Source organism: Altererythrobacter sp. GH1-8 (genome assembly GCF_043702085.1).
Classification (GTDB): domain Bacteria; phylum Pseudomonadota; class Alphaproteobacteria; order Sphingomonadales; family Sphingomonadaceae; genus Erythrobacter.
The window spans coordinates 2,652,871-2,669,966 of sequence record NZ_CP171690.1; the positions used below are offsets into that span (position 1 = coordinate 2,652,871).

General features: G+C 60.8%; 15 protein-coding genes. 6 read left to right on the forward strand and 9 right to left on the reverse strand.

What is annotated here, in order from left to right; genetic code table 11:
* Nucleotides 1-3: 3 nt before the first annotated feature.
* The 5 genes from ACG9DO_RS12895 to ACG9DO_RS12915 all read right to left on the reverse strand — a co-directional run bounded on the left by ACG9DO_RS12895 (nt 4) and on the right by ACG9DO_RS12915 (nt 4,637).
* Complete coding sequence (locus ACG9DO_RS12895) at nt 4-819, reverse strand: transglutaminase domain-containing protein (protein WP_394728546.1); 816 nt, start codon at nt 817-819, stop codon at nt 4-6.
* 13 nt (nt 820-832) lie between these two features.
* The gene (locus tag ACG9DO_RS12900; RefSeq protein ID WP_394731274.1) at nt 833-1,777 is read right to left on the reverse strand and encodes an alpha-E domain-containing protein; all 945 of its coding nucleotides are present in this window, start codon (nt 1,775-1,777) and stop codon (nt 833-835) included.
* Between the two features lie 37 nt (nt 1,778-1,814).
* Nucleotides 1,815-3,254, reverse strand: a complete 1,440-nt coding sequence (locus ACG9DO_RS12905) for a circularly permuted type 2 ATP-grasp protein (protein WP_394728548.1) — start codon at nt 3,252-3,254, stop codon at nt 1,815-1,817.
* Between the two features lie 89 nt (nt 3,255-3,343).
* Nucleotides 3,344-3,970, reverse strand: a complete 627-nt coding sequence (locus tag ACG9DO_RS12910) for a lipase family alpha/beta hydrolase (RefSeq protein WP_394728550.1) — start codon at nt 3,968-3,970, stop codon at nt 3,344-3,346.
* A 109-nt stretch (nt 3,971-4,079) separates the two neighbouring features.
* Nucleotides 4,080-4,637: a DUF3617 domain-containing protein gene (locus tag ACG9DO_RS12915; RefSeq protein WP_394728552.1), complete on the reverse strand. Its 558-nt coding sequence runs from the start codon at nt 4,635-4,637 to the stop codon at nt 4,080-4,082.
* Nucleotides 4,638-4,766: 129 nt separating this feature from the next.
* Between ACG9DO_RS12915 and uvrB the strand changes: the two genes are divergently transcribed.
* The 3 genes from uvrB to ACG9DO_RS12930 are packed head-to-tail and all read left to right on the forward strand — an operon-like array spanning nt 4,767 to nt 9,069.
* Complete coding sequence (gene uvrB, locus ACG9DO_RS12920; RefSeq protein WP_394728554.1) at nt 4,767-6,950, forward strand: excinuclease ABC subunit UvrB; 2,184 nt, start codon at nt 4,767-4,769, stop codon at nt 6,948-6,950.
* A 53-nt stretch (nt 6,951-7,003) separates the two neighbouring features.
* Nucleotides 7,004-8,503, forward strand: a complete 1,500-nt coding sequence (locus tag ACG9DO_RS12925; protein WP_394728556.1) for a S10 family peptidase — start codon at nt 7,004-7,006, stop codon at nt 8,501-8,503.
* A gap of 11 nt (nt 8,504-8,514) precedes the next feature.
* Nucleotides 8,515-9,069, forward strand: a complete 555-nt coding sequence (locus ACG9DO_RS12930) for a hypothetical protein (RefSeq protein ID WP_394728558.1) — start codon at nt 8,515-8,517, stop codon at nt 9,067-9,069.
* On the opposite strand, the gene ACG9DO_RS12935 is transcribed toward ACG9DO_RS12930, so the two are convergent.
* Nucleotides 9,023-11,122 carry a protein-disulfide reductase DsbD family protein gene (locus ACG9DO_RS12935; protein WP_394728560.1) on the reverse strand — a complete coding sequence of 700 codons (2,100 nt, stop codon included), beginning with the start codon at nt 11,120-11,122 and terminating at the stop codon, nt 9,023-9,025. The two genes, ACG9DO_RS12930 and ACG9DO_RS12935, sit on opposite strands and share 47 nt — an antisense overlap.
* Before the next feature lie 62 nt (nt 11,123-11,184).
* On the opposite strand from ACG9DO_RS12935, the gene ACG9DO_RS12940 reads away from it, so the two are divergent.
* Nucleotides 11,185-12,399: a UbiH/UbiF/VisC/COQ6 family ubiquinone biosynthesis hydroxylase gene (locus ACG9DO_RS12940; protein WP_394728562.1), complete on the forward strand. Its 1,215-nt coding sequence runs from the start codon at nt 11,185-11,187 to the stop codon at nt 12,397-12,399.
* Nucleotides 12,400-12,412: 13 nt separating this feature from the next.
* On the opposite strand, the gene ACG9DO_RS12945 is transcribed toward ACG9DO_RS12940, so the two are convergent.
* The 3 genes from ACG9DO_RS12945 to hemC are packed head-to-tail and all read right to left on the reverse strand — an operon-like array spanning nt 12,413 to nt 15,008.
* Entirely contained in the window at nt 12,413-13,327 is a 915-nt protein-coding gene (locus ACG9DO_RS12945) for a hypothetical protein (protein WP_394728564.1), read from the reverse strand.
* Between the two features lie 53 nt (nt 13,328-13,380).
* Nucleotides 13,381-14,070, reverse strand: coding sequence for a uroporphyrinogen-III synthase (locus tag ACG9DO_RS12950; RefSeq protein WP_394728566.1), 690 nt, complete (start codon nt 14,068-14,070; stop codon nt 13,381-13,383).
* Entirely contained in the window at nt 14,067-15,008 is a 942-nt protein-coding gene (gene hemC, locus ACG9DO_RS12955; RefSeq protein ID WP_394728568.1) for a hydroxymethylbilane synthase, read from the reverse strand. The genes ACG9DO_RS12950 and hemC overlap by 4 nt, the downstream gene beginning before the upstream one ends.
* A 61-nt stretch (nt 15,009-15,069) precedes the next feature.
* Here hemC and tsaD point away from each other — a divergent pair, with 61 nt between their 5' ends.
* Both tsaD and ACG9DO_RS12965 read left to right on the forward strand, forming a co-directional pair.
* Entirely contained in the window at nt 15,070-16,104 is a 1,035-nt protein-coding gene (tsaD, locus tag ACG9DO_RS12960) for a tRNA (adenosine(37)-N6)-threonylcarbamoyltransferase complex transferase subunit TsaD (protein ID WP_394728570.1), read from the forward strand.
* The gene (locus ACG9DO_RS12965) at nt 16,101-17,090 is read left to right on the forward strand and encodes an NAD(P)H-dependent glycerol-3-phosphate dehydrogenase (protein ID WP_394728572.1); all 990 of its coding nucleotides are present in this window, start codon (nt 16,101-16,103) and stop codon (nt 17,088-17,090) included. The genes tsaD and ACG9DO_RS12965 overlap by 4 nt, the downstream gene beginning before the upstream one ends.
* Nucleotides 17,091-17,096: the final 6 nt, after the last annotated feature.

A 17,096-nucleotide genomic window follows, 5' to 3' on the forward strand; every position in this document is an offset into this window, starting at 1 on the left:
GGCTTACTGTTCCACCTGTTGTTGTTCGACCGCGATGTCAACCGAGAGGAGCTCTTCCACGCCTCCGAAGCTGATGCCGGTCAGCGGCGCTGCATCGCGGTAATCGCAGCCGGTTGCAACCCGTACGTAACGCGGATCGGGGCTGATGCCATTGGAGATGTCGAACCCGACCCAGCCGAGACCTTCGACATGAGCCTCTGCCCAGGCGTGGGTCGCTTCCTGGTCAATCCGGTCGTTCATCATCAGATAGCCACTGACATAGCGCGCTGGAATATCGTTCGCCCGCGCTGCGCCGATGAAGATATGGGCATGGTCCTGACACACGCCCGTTCCCGCTTCGACCGCCTCCTCTGCCGTCGTGTTCGGACCAGTCGTGCCTTTGGTATAAGCCACGTGATCGCGAACATGGGTCGAGAGTGCGTGGAGGAAATCCAGTGGCCCATCGTCCGGATTTGGCAGGCCGCGCATCATCGCCCGCATCTGAGGACCTGGCCTGGTGAGACGGGTCTGGCTGAGGAAGGTCCACAAGGGCAAGTGCCCCGAATGCCGTCCGATTACGCCGGCATTATCCTGGGTATCCACCACGCCGCTGCACGTCACCACTACCTCGCTCGAACCGGCTTCAACCGCGACGAGGGTCGTATGGTTGAAGTGCTGGTCGTCATATTCCAGCTCGACATGGGCATTCGCGAACTCCATCGACCACTCTCGGATTTCCTGCCCCTGAGTCGCCTTTGGGGTTAACCGCAGACGCTGCAAGGCGTGGGCGACAGGCTCTGCAAACTGGTACCGGGTCGTATGGCGAATCGAGAGGCGCATCAATCAGTCCTGCTCACGAAAGGAAACGATAGTCTTCGGCAATCGCACGGCCGATGGCAGCATTGCGAGCCATGAAATCCGTCAGAAACTCGTGCAGTCCCTGATCGAAGATCATTTCTGACGTGAGGTCTGCCAGCAGCGTATCGGCTTCGCGCATGAGGATATTGGATTCTCCTTCGCGTCCATGCAGGCGCGCCAGTCCGGCCAGGTGCCGTCGCAAGGCGGAATGACAAAACGCAAGGCTGCGCGGAAAGAGATCATCCAGCACCAGGAACTTCACGATCCCACGAGCGTCGATCTGTCCGGCGTGAAGCCAACTGAAAGCCCGATCTCCCGAAACTGATCGGAGGACCTGCTCCCACTGCCCGCTATCAAGGCTTGAGCCAACATAGTTGAGCGATGGCAGAAGAAGATAGTATTTCATGTCGAGAATGCGCGCGGTGCTGTCGCCGCGCTCGATGAACGTACCAGCGCGCGCGAAGTGATACCCCTCATTGCGAAGCATCGTGTTCGTAACGGCGCCATGGACGAGGGTTCCTACACGCCTGATCTTGCGCACAACCTCGCTGATCTGGCTCGGGCTAACTGGGCGCGAAAGCTTCGCATCGATCTGCATCCAGCCCTCATTGACCGCTTCCCAAACCTCGCCGGAGATTGCATTTCTCGCCGCGCGCGCATTGGTGCGTACGAGTCCGAGCATTTCTCTAACGCTGGCGGTGTTCTCTTTGTCACGGAGAAGAAAATTCCACACCTGCACTCCAGTGTAACCGTCATGGGTCGCTTCGTAGGCGGCACGTTGCCCGGATGTGCTGATAACCGACCGCCATTCCGACTCCGCTGTTTCAAGATCGCGGGTCAGGGCGATGCGCAACCCTGCATCCAGCAGGCGCGCCATGTTCTCTGCCCGCTCAAGATAGCGGAACATCCAGAACATCCCGTTTGCTGTCCGGCCCAGCATCATGATGAAATTGCCCAGATATCAGGAGGAAATCCGCTCATTCCTTCAGCACCCAGGTGTCTTTTGTACCGCCGCCTTGCGAGGAATTGACCACCAGTGAACCTTTCTTCAACGCAACACGCGTCAGGCCGCCGGGCGTAATCTCGATCCCTTCAGGCGAGACCAGCACGAAGGGTCGCAAATCAAGATGACGGGGCGCAAGCCCCTTCTTTGTGAAGATCGGTGAGGTTGAGAGCGATAGGGTCGGTTGCGCGATGTAGTTTTCGGGCCGAGCCTCCAGCTTTTCGCGGAAAGCCGCAATCTCTTTCTTGGAAGAGGTTGGACCGATCAGCATTCCGTAGCCGCCGGAACCGTGGACTTCCTTGACTACGAGTTCGGCAAGATTGTCGAGCACGTATTTGAGGCTATCCTTGTCAGCGCAGCGCCAGGTCTCGACATTGGGAAGCAAGGGCTTTTCGCCGGTGTAGAATTCGACGATTTCCGGCATGAACGAATAAATCGCCTTGTCGTCGGATACCCCCGTTCCAGGAGCGTTGGCGATCGTTATTCCGCCAGCACGATAGACGTCCATGATGCCCGGTATCCCCAGCACGCTGTGCGGATTGAACGTCAAAGGATCAAGAAATTCGTCATCGACCCGGCGATAGAGCACATCGACAGGGCTATAGCCGCTCGTCGTGCGCATCTGCACCCGGCCGTCGACCACGCGAAGATCACTTCCTTCGACGAGTTCCGCGCCCATCTGGTCAGCCAGGAAGGCATGCTCGAAATAGGCCGAATTGTAGATGCCTGGCGTGAGCACCGCCACGGTTGGCTTGGTCCCCTTGCTGCCATCAAAGGCAGGAGGCGCGCACGCGGCAAGACTGCGGGCGAGACGACGCGGATAGTTGGAAACCGTTTCAACCGCTACGCGCTGGAACAGTTCAGGGAACATGTTCATCATCGTTTCGCGGTTTTCCAGCATGTAGGACACGCCCGAGGGCGTGCGCGCGTTATCCTCCAACACGAAGAACTCGTTCGGGCCCGTGCGGACCAGGTCGATACCGACGATATGGGTGTAGATCCCGCCAGGAGGAGTAAACCCGACCATATTGGGCAACCAGGCATCGTTGTTGCGCAGCAGCCGTTCGGGCAAACGCCCTGCACGCACAATCTCCTGCCGGTGATAGAGATCGTAGAGGAACGAATTCAGCGCACTGACGCGCTGCTCGATCCCGCGGGTAAGGCGCCGCCACTCGCCTGCGCTGATGATCCGCGGCACCATGTCAAAGGGGATAAGCCGCTCTTCCGCCTCATCCTCGCCGTAGACATTGAAAGTAATCCCGGTGCGGCGAAAACTGTCGTCACACTCAGCGTCCTTGCGCGCTAGCCATTTCGGATCCTGCTCATCAAACCATTTGCAATAGTCGCGATAAGCCGGGCGCACCGAACCATTGCTATCAAACATCTCGTTAAACTGGCTGTCTGAGCCGCTCATCAGTTCCCATTTGATTTTGACCGCGCGATTGCAAGGACGGCAATCCAGATCGTCTTTTGTGTACTGTGTGCCTTGCTAAACTCAAGTGATCATTCACGCAGAAGTTCCCGCAAAAGCGCCTCGATCGCATCGGCGGAGTATGAAAAACCCATATGGGTGCAGCGAACCGCTACCGCGCGATCGCGTTCACCCGGCTTTCCGCACGCGCTGCGCGGAGCGACCACGCCGTCGCGCGGGCTCCAGAATGCGATGGTTTCAACCGGTGGCTTTTCATTCACAACCGTTTCAATGGGTGGCTGATCGACCCGATGCCCCGCCACGAACTGATACAGCCTCCATGCATTGTTCGCGCGCGGATCGCCGGAAAATGGCGAGCCAAGCGTAATGACCTTGTCGACATGCTCTGGGCCGCGCTTGGCAAGCTCGCGGGCGAACAACCCGCCAAGGCTCCACCCGATCAATGTCACCGGCTGCTGCCGACTTTCGCGCAGCTGGCTTAGCTGTTGCTCCGCTGCCTCAATCCGCTCCGGCGTCGCACCCAGATTGAAGCCTAATGACCAGTGCGAGACGCTGTGCCCGGCACGCGCCAATTGCTGCCCCAGATAGGCCATTGTGACCGGGCTCGCGAGAAATCCAGGCAAGAGCAGGATATTGAGCGGGCTTCGTGCAGGCTCAATCTGCGGTGCACGGCGGATGCGGCGCGTTATCGGAGACAAGGGATAGCTGCCTTCGCGCAACAGCCGCCCGAGTGCTGGGCGAGAGGGTTTTGGCCCTTCGACGCGCTGCGCCGCAAGCCTCAGCCGCTCTCCGACACTGACCGGTACGTCAGCCAGCGCAGTCTCCGATCCGCTTAGCTGACATCTGCCCCTTCATCTTCATCTCGCCGCCTGGCATTCCCGAAATGCCGGTCACCTGATTGTCCATCGTGAGCGAATAGCTGTCTTCACTGAACTCGCCGTCCATCGCAATTTTCGCTGTGCCGCCCTCAGGGGTTGAACACGTCATCCGCAAGGTCATGCGATTGCCAGAGCGATCGAACTCCTGAAATTCGCAATTTTCCTGACCTTCGCCAGCAAAGAAATCTGCATCGGTTTTGGCTGCCTCATCTTCGGTCAGGCAGTGCGACATGGTGATGGTCTGCCCGAGTTGGCCGCTCATCATGCCCTTCATCTCCTCTGGCATCCCCGGGACGTCAAATTCGGTGATGGTCATGGTCTGCTCCCACTGTCCGGGGCGCATTTTCCCATTGGATCCGTCCGCCATCTCGTCGCGCATTTCGTCCGCCGAAATGACACCGTCTCCGTCGGCATCTGCTGTGCCGTTGTCGCTACCGCAAGCGGCAAGGAGGCCTGTCGCAAGAGCGAGTGCTGCAAAACGCTTCATCCTGGAATTCCTTATTTAATCTGAGTGAGCCTGTTGCGACCGGCTGGTTCTGGAAAAAGGCTAGCTTGCTCTCGCCCTGTTCACAACCACCACTTCACTTTAGCGAATTTGTCCACCATATGTTCGCACATGGCGGAATTGGTGATCAGACGCGGGCTGGACGAGCCTGATACAAGCGGCGAGTTCGTTCCTCACAAGCCTGAACGGCCTGAAAAGTCTGATGGCGGCAGGCGTTTTGAGATTGTATCCGATTATCAGCCAGCCGGCGATCAGCCGACGGCCATTGCCGAGTTGGTTGCCGCTGCACGGGAAGGCGAGCAAACTCAGACCCTGCTCGGGGTGACGGGTTCCGGCAAGACCTTCACCATGGCCAAGGTGATTGAGGAACTTCAGCGCCCTGCCCTGATCCTTGCGCCGAACAAGATCCTCGCCGCGCAGCTTTACGGTGAATTCAAGAGCTTCTTCCCGAACAATGCGGTTGAGTATTTCGTCAGCTATTACGACTATTACCAGCCCGAAGCGTACGTCCCGCGCTCCGATACCTATATCGAGAAAGAATCGAGCGTGAACGAAGCGATCGACCGGATGCGCCACTCTGCCACGCGCGCGCTGCTTGAACGCGATGACGTGATCATCGTTGCTTCGGTCTCCTGCCTTTACGGTATCGGCTCGGTCGAGACCTATTCGGCGATGATCTTCGACATCAAGAAAGACGAGACAGTCGATCAGCGTGAGCTGATCCGCAAGCTCGTGGCGCTCCAGTACAAGCGCAACGACACTGCCTTTGCCCGCGGCTGTTTCCGGGTGCGCGGCGATAATCTGGAGATCTTCCCCAGCCACTATGAAGACACCGCATGGCGGATCAGCTTCTTCGGGGACGAGATCGAGGAGATCAGCGAGTTCGATCCGCTGACGGGAAAGAAAGGTGCTTCGCTCGGCACAGTGCGCGTCTATGCGAATTCGCACTACGTCACGCCTGGGCCGACGATGAAGCAGGCGACCGAGGCCATCAAGTTTGAGCTGCAGGAGCGGCTGAAGGAGCTTGAAGCCGAAGGCAAATTGCTGGAGCATCAGCGGCTGGAACAGCGCACCAATTTCGACCTGGAAATGATTGCGGCGACCGGCTCTTGCGCCGGGATCGAGAACTATTCGCGCTTCCTTACCGGACGTCTGCCGGGGGAGCCGCCGCCGACGCTGTTCGAGTATCTCCCGGAAAACGCGCTGCTGTTCGTCGATGAAAGCCACCAGACCGTGCCGCAAATCGGCGCGATGTCCAAGGGCGACCATCGCCGCAAGATCACTCTGGCTGAATACGGCTTCCGCCTGCCGAGCTGCATCGACAATCGTCCGCTGCGCTTCAACGAATGGGACGCGATGCGCCCGCAGACCGTGTGCGTCTCTGCTACGCCCGGCGGGTGGGAGCTGGAGCAGACCGGCGGTGTGTTTGCAGAGCAGGTCATTCGCCCCACCGGGCTGATCGATCCGCCGGTGGAAATCCGCCCGGTCGAAGATCAGGTGCAGGACTGCATCCAGGAATGTCTTGCGACCGCGAAGAAAGGCTACCGCACGCTCGTCACCACGCTGACCAAGCGCATGGCGGAAGACCTGACGGAATTCATGCACGAGGCGGGCGTACGGGTGCGGTACATGCATTCCGACGTCGAGACGCTGGAACGCATCGAGCTGATCCGCGACCTCAGGCTCGGCGTCTACGACGTGCTGGTCGGCATCAACCTGCTGCGCGAAGGGCTCGACATTCCCGAATGCGGGCTTGTCTGCATTCTGGATGCGGACAAGGAAGGATTCCTGCGCAGCGAGACTTCGCTGATCCAGACCATCGGCCGCGCGGCGCGCAATGTCGATGGCAAGGTCATTCTCTATGCCGACCGTGTAACAGGCTCCATGGAACGCGCGATGGCGGAGACCGAGCGTCGCCGCGAAAAACAGCGCGAATACAACGAAGAACACGGCATCACGCCGCAGACGATCAAGCGCCAGATCGCGGATATCGTGGCCCATGCAAGCAATCAGGACAGCGTTACCGTCAGCACCGGCGATGATGAGCGCAACAATCTGGTCGGCCACAACCTGCGCGCCTACATCGAAGATCTGGAAAAGCGTATGCGCGACGCCGCTGCTGATCTGGAGTTTGAGGAAGCCGGGCGCCTGCGCGATGAAATCCGCCGGCTTGAGAATGACGAGCTGGGCCTCAGCGACGAACAGAAATTCGCTCCGGTCAAAGGCAAATCTACCGAGGGACGCCCGGGAACGCGCAAAATGCGCTATGGTAAAACGCAACGGAAGATGCGGTAAGACCAGCTTCGCCGCATTGCTAGGAGAGCCAAGGCTTGGCATAGCGCTCAACCATGAAGCACTTCCTCTGCGCCGCTGCGCTTGCCACCGTCACGCTCACCACGCCTGCGCTTGCGGATAATCACAAGGACACACCGCAGGCCTCAGCTGAAACAATCACCCCGCAAGTCAAGACGCGCGAACTGTCCGGCACATTTGGCGGCACACGCGTCAACTACACCGCGACCATTGGCGAGACGATCCTGACCGACGAGAAGGGCAAGCAGGAAGCCGTCATTGTCACGACAAGCTATGTGAAAAGCCCGCGCGACACCTCTCGCCCGGTCTTCTTCATGTATAATGGCGGGCCGGGTTCAGGCTCTGTCTGGCTGCAGATGGGTGCATTCGGGCCGAAACGCGTCGCCATTCCATCGGACGCGCGCGATGATGGCGCGCCGCCCTACCCCCTGCTCGACAATCCGGACAGCTTGCTGGACGTGGCAGACCTTGTGTTCATCGATCCGCCCGGAACCGGTTTCAGCTATCTGACGCAAGGCACTGATCCCAAGAAGTATTACGGGCTTCAAGCTGATGCGAAAGCGGTCGCACAGGTGATCCGCCGCTGGATCAACGATAATGGCCGCTGGAACAGCCCCAAATACCTTGGCGGGGAAAGCTATGGCACCACGCGCACAGCAATGGTGGTGCGCGAGCTAGAAGGAGAAACGTTCAACGACGTCGGCCTCAATGGCTTGATCCTGATCTCGACCATTCTCGATTTCGGGTTTGGAGACAGTACCCCTGGCAACGAGATGTCGTTCGTCGCCAATCTGCCGAACATGGCCACCGCCGCGTGGTTTCATGGCAAGGCGCAGGCACCCTCTGTCGAAGCGATTGCAGAGGAAGCACGCCAGTTTGCGATCGGGCCTTATGCCGCCGCTCTGCTTAAAGGGCAGGATTTGCCGGACGCAGAGCGCACTGCGGTGCGGGCAGAACTCGCTCGCTTGACCGGACTATCCGAGACCTATCTCGACAACGCCGAACTGCGCATATCGCTACCGCGTTTTTACAAGGAGTTGCTGCGCGATCGCGGGCTCACCATTGGCAGGCTCGACGCGCGCTATACCGGTAAGGATTATGACAATGCCGGAGAAACGCCTGATAGCGACCCGAGCTTCTACGGGATCGATGCAGGCTACACCGCTGCAATCAACAGCTGGGCGCGCGAGAGCCTGGGGTTTGAGACGAGCCGCGAGTACCAATCGATCGGGATGGTCGGGCAGAAGTGGGACTGGTCGCTCGGCGAAGGCTGGAACAACGCGTTCTATCTCAACGTCGCGCCTTTCATCGGGCAGGCGATGCGGCAAAACTCCCAGCTGCGCGTGTTCAACGCGCAGGGCTGGTATGATTTTGCAACACCGTTTTTTGGCGCGGAGTATTCCTTGAAACGTGTCGGCATTCCGCAGGAGCGGCTCACCTTCAAATATTACGATGCGGGGCATATGATGTATGTGCGCGATGAGGATCGCGCGGCACTCTCAGCCGACGTGCGCGCCTTTATCCGTAACCGCTAAGGACGATGCCAGTGCGACCGCTTGCCATCCTGACCGTCCTTGTGCTCGGCGCCTGCAAACCGCCAGCAACCGACGGGCTAGGAGGACACGAGGAACGCGCTCAACTTGCGCCCGGCCCATCCAAACCCCTTGATTCTCCCGACATCGAGGGGGCTATCTGGTCTCAGAGCGCGACGGCAGACCGGTTGATTTATGGCAAGCCTAATCAAACGCCCCTGTTCGCCCTGGCATGTGAGACGGCAAGCGGAGAACCGGTGCTCCGTCTCACCCGTTTCGCCCCCGCAGATGAAGGCGCGCAGGCTCTTCTCGCTGTGATCGGCAATGGCCATGTCGCCCGGATTCCAGTCGATGCGACAGAAAGTGATAACGGACTGCGCTGGGAGGGAGTTGCTGACCCGCAGGACGAACGTATGGAAGCCTTCAGCGGCGCTCGCGCGGTGACCGCGACTATTCCCGGCGCGGGCATGGTTCGATTTAATCCAAGCCCGCTTCCCGGCGCGCTGATCGAGCAATGCCGCGCTACTTCCGAGTTGGCTGAAGCCGATCCCGCCGCGCCCGCTCAATAAGCATGTCCGGCGTGAGGACCTGCGGCAGCTGCTCCGCATCCTTGCCCGGTTCGTACCACAAATACAGCGGAACGCCTGCAACGCCTTGCTGCGTCAGGAACCGCGTGATTTCTTCGTCGCGCAGCGTCCAGTCGCCGACCATGGCTACCACGCCAGCCTCTTCAAACGCAGCTTTCGTCGCTTCGCGCTCGATCGCGACTTGCTCATTGACCTTGCAAGTGATGCACCAGTCCGCGGTGAACCAGACAAAGACCGGTCTGCCTGATGCCCGCGCTTCGGCCAGCGCGCTGGCTGAAAAAGCTTGAGCGTCTAGGATTGATTGCAGTGGTCGATCGACCCGATTTTCCAGCGAAGACGGCAGAGCAAAAGCGCCGAAAATGAGAAACGGCGCTGCGATCAGGCCAAACGCAGGCCACGCCATCTTGCCTGCGCGCTGCAAGCGGCCGACCACCAACACGGCAGCGACAATCCCGAACAGCAGCACAAGCGCAACCAGAGCGAAGCCTTGACCCCCCAACCGCGACGTCAGCCACACGAGAGCGAGCGCTGTCAGGCCCATCGGGATCGCCATCGCCTTGCGGAATGTCTCCATCCATGGGCCGGGCCTGGGCAGCTTGTCTCTCAGCGTGGGGACCCAGCCAAGCACAAGAAACGGCAGAGCCAGCCCCAGTCCCAACATAGCGAACAGCAGCAAGGCTGGAAGCGGTGGCAACAGCAAGGCAGCGCCCAGTGCAGCGGCCATGAACGGACCAGTGCACGGCGTGGCGACGAAGGCCGCGAGCAGCCCGGTGCTGAACGCGCTTGCCGGCTCGCCGCTGCGTGTAAAGCTCAGCGAAGGCAGTTCAAAGCTCCCGGCGAAATTCAAGGTGATGACCGTGGCGAGCACCAGCAATCCGACGACTACGCCGGGCGATTGCAGCTGAAACGCCCAGCCCACCTGCTCACCCGCGGCTCGCAAAGCGAGCATGAGGCCGCCGAGCGCGACACAGGCAAGGACGACCCCGAGCGTATACGCCGTGCCGTCGCGCCGTGCCTGCAATTCACTCGTCCCAGCCTTGGCGAGGCTCAGCGCCTTGATCGCAAGGATCGGGAAAACGCAGGGCATGATATTGAGGATCAGCCCGCCCGCCAGCGCAGCCAGAAGCAATGTCCACAGCGGAGGCGTAGCGACACCAACTGGTGCGGAAATCAACTCGCCGCTGATCGGCACGTCACCCGCAAACGCTTCGAAGCGCACGCCCGCACTTTCGCCAAATGCGAGGATACCGGTGACGCGCTCCGGCAAGTCGCGTTCCCCATCGCGGAGCGGGATCTCGATGACCAGCCTGTCGCCATCGCGATAAAACCTCTGCGGCTCGGCATAGGAAACCAGCCGATCCTCAGCGACGAACAGGTGCGGATCGGCCAGCCCGACACTTTCTGGCAAGGGTACCGCAAGCCGCAGCGTTTCCGGGGTCAGCGCGAACCGTGCCTTCGCATCCAGCAGCGGCGCAACCTCAGCGCGCCAGCGCGCGAAGTCACCGCTCGCGGAACTGCGCGGATCGGTCTGCAATGCAGCATCCTGCGGGACACAGATAATGTCCGTGCAGGCCAGATATTCAGCAAAGCCTGCGATTTGCGGGGCTACTGCAAAGACTGGAGCATCTTCCGGCACCGCAATGGGCACGAGGACGGTGTATGCCCCCTTGTAGATGTGGTTCATCAAGCGGATGTCGCCCGCTTGTTGCACCAGCCGCTGCGGCACGGGGTACAGCGGTTCGCCCATACTCCAGCCCTCAGGCAGGTTAAGCTGCAAGGTCATGCCTTGCCCGGCATCGCCCGGATTGGACCAGTATCCATGCCATTCAGGTCCGCTCGGGACAAAATGCAAAGCGAGCATCCATTGGGTGCCAGCAACCGGCACGCCATCGGCAAGAAGCTCGGCTGCGATCCGGTCATCCCCATATCGCGGAGCGTCCGGAATGTCCTGCGCCCGCAGCTGCGGTGCTGCGACCAGCGCGAGCAGCACCAGCACAATGGCCGCGAGCCTATGGAACAAACTTGCCTGAATCACGCTCCAACCTCTAGGGATATGACTTTCCATTCGCAATCAATCAGCAAACGGTGACTTCACGCGTGGCAGAAAAAGCAGACCTGGTGATAATCGGAGGGGGCCTCGTCGGCATGACGCTTGCTCTCGCAGCAGCTCGCAAGGGCATGTCCAGCCACGTGATCGACCGGGCTGACCCGGCAGAATTGACTGCAGAGGGCTTTGACGGCCGCGCCTCAGCCATTTCCACGGCGAGTTGGAACCTGTTCAAGAACATCGGGATTGCAGAAGCGCTCGAAAGTTTCGCCTGTCCGATTTCCTCGATTGCGGTGACGGATCAGAACAAGCCCGGCCGGATCGACTTTCAGCCGGAACCGCATGAAGGCTCGCTCGGGCGCATGTTCGCAAACCGCCGCTTGCGCCTTGCGCTGTTCGAGGCAGCAGAAGGCGAGCCGCTGATCCAATGGCATTCCCGCGCCGAAGTCGCGGCACGACATCGCGGCGAGCATGGGGTATCTCTCACGCTTGCCGATGGGCAAACGCTCGAAGGCTCGCTGATGATTGCAGCGGAAGGGCGTGGCTCCCCAACGCGAGAAGAAGCGGGCATTTCGATCGCGAAGTGGGATTACAGCCACCGCGCGATCATTGCCGGTATCACGCATGAGCGCGCCCACGAAAATGTCGCTTGGGAGATCTTCTATCCCGCAGGTCCATTTGCCTTGCTTCCCATGCTTGACGATTCTGACGGCACGCATCGCAGCGCGCTGGTATGGACGGTGGACGAGAAGGATGCAGCCGGAGTTCTGAAGCTGTCCGACCGCGCATTCCTGGCTGAAACGGACAAGCGCATGGACGGCATTTTCGGGGAGCTTCTCTCAGTCGGGCCGCGCAGTTCCTATCCGCTCGGCTTCCATCACACCGCCAAGATCACCGGCGATCGGCTCGCGCTGATTGGCGATGCCGCGCATGGGATTCATCCGATTGCAGGCCAGGGCCTCAATCTCGGTCTGCGCGACGTCGGTGCACTGGTCGAAGTGCTCGACGAGGGCCGTATGATCGGAATGGAACCGGGCGATGCCCAACTGCTCAAGCGTTACGAGGATTGGCGCGGGCTCGACAGCTTTATGGTTGCCCTCGCGACCGATGGCCTCACTCGTTTGTTCGGACTTCCAGGTGCCGCCGCGTCCAGCATCAGGCGGATCGGCATGGCAGGCGTTCAGCGCGCACCCATCCTGAAGAAATTCTTCATGGACGAAGCACGCGGGGTCTCAGGCGATCTGCCGGAGCTGCTGCGCGCCTGAAGTACGGCTGAAATCAGTTTGCGGTTGGGCCAGCGACAGGGCTCGGCTGCTCTATCCGGTTGCCTGCACCGTCCCGCAGTCGCCACGGTTCAACCGCGGCTGCCGTTTCCAGCAGATCAAGCGCTTCCATCGCATCGTGATAGCGCTGCGCATCGGCAATCCAGTTCTCTGCCATTTCAGCGCCCGGCATCGCACGGACTTCCGCAATCGCAGCGTCGGTCCGCCCTGTTTCTAGAAACTGCCGGGCCCGCTCTAACCGCTTTTCCGGCTGCGGAGACGGCGTGTCCTCACGTCGAATGACGAACAGGTCGCCGATTTCTCGCTTGATATCCGCCCAGGAACTGATTCCGTCCCGTTCGATGATTTGCGGACCGAGCCCTTCGAGGCGCGCCAGCAATTCGTCTTGCGTCACCGGATTGCGGGAAAACGAAATCACGGTTCGCACTGCATGGGGCCAGCCATCGCTGAAGCGCAGGCGCAGTTGATCCTCGATAAAGGTGAGTTCGCGTCCCCGCTCCAGCGCGCGCCGTGCGGCAAAGGCAATCAAGAGACCTTCCGCGCGCGCGGCATTGCCTGCCGCGGCCTGCGCTTGAAGATCGAGCCTTGCCAGGCGCTGCTCCGCCGCTGCCAGCCGCTGGTCGAGGCCGCCCTGCTGCTCCGCCACGCGCTCAACCGCCTGCGCCGCTTCGGCTGCTTCGCTCGAAGTGGCCGTGGGCGACGGTACAGGAGCTTGCGCTTCTTGCGAGGTCGCGTCTTCGACCGCAGTCGCTTCTGCCGCAGGCGAAGCTAGCTCAGTCGTCTCTTCCGGAGTGCTGTCCCACAGAAAATAACCGACCAGAGCCGCACCCAACGCGAACGAGCCAAGCGCAGTTACAAGAATGGCTGAGCCTGATCCTGTCTTTCGGCGTGTGCCGTATTTCGGTTCCATTAAAATCCGTTTCCGCAACCAGTTTTGCGCATTTCTCGGGAATGCGTTTGCATTCAGATAGACATGCTTAGGCGCTTAGCCAAGGCCAACAAGGCCCCTTCGCTTGGCGATGCCGCCGAATGCACCGACTTCCACCCCTCGCCAACGTCACTCAGGATGCGCGGACCGAGCGCTGCCAGCGTGATCCGCGAACGATCGATGCCCTGCTTCTCGCAGCATTGCGCGAAGTGCCTACCCGCAGCCGCAGAATGCAAAAGAACAACCACATTCGATTCAAGCAATACTCGTCTTTCCGACGAAATATCAACTGGTTCAACTCTATATATCACACGCGTCGTGAGCTTGAGATGGGTTGGCAAGTCAAGCGGTACGTGCTCTTCACCGGCTAGGCGGAGCCAGTGTGCGGCTGCCGTGCCATGCTTGTCGATCAAGGATTGCAGCCCGCCTGTCCCAACCGCTTCCACGAAAAATCCGGCATCACGCGCGGCCCAAGCAGTGGTCTCGCCAACTGCAAGAACGGGCAGTTCCCTGAAAGTCTTCAGCGCTTCTCCACCATGCCGGAACACATTGGCGCTGCCGACCAAAAGCGCACCGAGAGTTGCAGGGTCAGGTGGCTCCCAGCAGACCGGCATGACCTCAAACAGGGGGAAGCCTGCAATCCGAAGGCCAGCCGCGCGACCTGCTTCAAGCGTGGCACTCAGCCCCGGCTCTGGCCGGATCGCAAGGACCGGCAGCTGGCTCATGCGGGCTGGCTGAAATGCTTCCGAATTGCCTCGCTCGAGCGGCTCAGCAGGTCTCGCGCAAGCTCGCGCGGACCATTTTCATCATGCGCGGTAAACGCAGTCTCGCCCTCAACACGCTCTCGTCCGTCAGGGCTGAACACCACCGCGCGCATACGGATAGCGGTTCCCTCGCACCGGCTGTCGACGGCGACCGAGCTGTGGCAATTTCCGCCGAGCGCCGCGAGCAATGCGCGGTCAGCCAGCACTTCTGCGTGGCTTGCCTTATCATCGATTGCGGCGAGCAGTTCCCTTACTCGCTCATCATCGGCCCGGCATTCGATTCCAATCGCGCCTTGCGCAGCGGCGGGCACCCAATTGTCGCAGTCGAGCGGCGTTCCCACGTCTGCCTGTCCAAGCCGCGCGAGGCCAGCCGCTGCAAGGAAAGTCACATCGGCCTCCCCCGCTTCCAGCTTAGCGAGCCGCGTCGCGACATTGCCTCTGATCCCCACGACCTCGCAGTCAGGCCTGTGGTTGAGCAATTGCGCCGCCCTGCGCGGCGCGCTCGTCCCTACACGCGCACCGTGAGGGATGGCGGCGATGCTGTCTGCGCCCACCAGCACATCACGCCGGTCAGCTCTTGGCAGGATCGCACCGATCACGAATGCCTCAGGCCGGATTGTCTCGACATCTTTCATCGAATGGACGCAAGCATCCACATGGCCCTCTCCCAGCCATTGGTCGAGTTCCTTGGTCCACAGCGCTTTCCCACCGATATCGGCGAGCGGCCGATCGAGGATCTTGTCTCCGCTCGCCTTGACCGTAACCAGTTCCACCTGATCGGGCGCCCAGCCATGCGCCCTGCACAGCCGCTCGCGCGTTTCCACGGCCTGAGCCATGGCCAGCGGGGATTCTCGTGTCCCAAGCCGGAGGATCGGGGAAGATGCCTGTTTTTCACTCATGCCTGTTTTTCACTCATGACTGTGTTTGCCCTAGCCCGCCAAGCAGCTTAGGGGAAGCGCGATGGCGCTTGTGCTGGGGATCGAATCAAGCTGCGACGAAACGGCAGTGGCACTGGTCGATACGGACCGGCGCATTTGGGCTGAGCGGATTGCATCCCAAATTGAGGAGCACGCCCCTTTTGGTGGAGTTGTGCCGGAAATCGCGGCGCGCGCACATGCGGAACGGCTTGCTCCGATGCTCGAAGCTGTGTTGCAGGATGCAGGTGTCGCCCTCACTGATTGCGATGCGATCGCTGCAACCGCTGGTCCAGGATTGATCGGCGGCGTGATGGTGGGCCTGGTCAGCGCGAAGGCTCTGGCAATGGCGTCCGATACACCGCTCATGGCGATCAACCATCTCGAAGGACATGCGCTGAGCCCGAGGCTCGCCGATCCGGGACTGGAGTTTCCATACCTATTGTTGCTGGTCTCAGGCGGCCATTGCCAGATCCTGCGCGTCAATGGCGTCGGCGACTATCGGCGACTTGCGACCACCATTGACGATGCGCTGGGCGAGGCTTTCGACAAGACCGCGAAGATACTGGGCCTTGGATACCCCGGCGGTCCGGCAGTGGAATCGCTGGCCAAAAGCGGCAATCCAAACGCGGTACCATTACCCCGCCCCCTCAAAGGTTCAAGCGACCCGCATTTCTCCTTCGCCGGCCTCAAGAGCGCAGTGCTGCGCGCCAAGGAAAGCGGGGACTTTGCTGACGCGGACATCGCTGCAAGTTTCCAGCAAGCTGCGGTTGAATGCCTGACGGACCGGCTTGTGCAGGCGATCGGCGCAAGCGATCCGGTCGAGACGCTGGTCGTTGCGGGTGGTGTCGCCGCCAACCAGACCATCCGCGCTGCGCTTGAGCATCTGGCAGACACCCACAATATGCGCTTCAGCGCGCCGCCCTTGAAGCTTTGCACCGACAACGCGGCAATGATCGCATGGGCGGGCTGCGAGCGTCTGGCACTCGGGCAGAATGATCCGCTGGACTTCGCGGCGAGACCGCGCTGGCCCCTCGACCCCGAGGCAGAACCGGCGCGCGGGGCAGGAGTGAAGGCATGACGATCGGCGTTCTCGGAGCAGGGGCCTGGGGCACGGCGCTTGCGCAAATGCTCGCCAGCGACGGCACGCAGGTGTTGCTCTGGGCGCTCGAGGCGGAGCTCGTCGAAGAGATCAACACCCAGCACACCAACAGTCTTTACCTCCCATCCGCGACGCTCTCGCCATGCATCAGCGCAACCGGTGAACTCAGCCAGCTGGCAGGGATCGAGACCGTACTCGTCGTCACCCCTGCCCAACACCTGGGAAGCATAGTCAGCCAGCTGGGCGCGCCGCCAAGAGATCTCGTTCTTTGCAGCAAAGGCATCGAAGCAGGCACAGGAAGGTTGATGAACGATGTCGCGCGCGAAGCATCGCCCGGCTCAGAGATCGCGGTTCTTTCCGGCCCGACCTTTGCGCACGAAGTGGCCGCCGGACTGCCCACTGCAGTCACGCTCGCCTGTGGTGGCGGCCGAGCCCAATGGGACAGGATATCGGGCCAGATCGCACGGCCCGCTTTTCGCCCTTATTATTCGGATGACGTCATCGGCGCAGAGATTGGCGGCGCGATCAAGAACGTGCTCGCCATTGCTTGCGGAGTCGTCGACGGTTTGCAGCTTGGCCAGAATGCGCGCGCAGCGCTGATTGCACGTGGTTATGCAGAAATGCTGCGCTTTGGCGAACGCATGGGCGCTCAATCGGAGACGCTCGCTGGACTGTGCGGACTCGGCGATCTGGTGTTGACGTGCTCTTCCACATCGAGCCGCAATTTCTCGCTTGGCAAGGCGCTGGGCGAAGGGCAGTCGGCTGAAGCGCTCATGACGGATCGCCGCACCGTGGCCGAGGGCGCACACACTGCCCCCGTCCTATGGGAACTGGCGCTGGAGCTCGGTATCGCGATGCCGATCGTCGAAGCGGTCAATGCGATCCTCCAAGGCGCAAGCGCACACGAAGTCGTGGCTGAATTGCTGTCCCGCCCATTGCGCGCCGAGCGGAGCGACGAGGGGTGAACACAG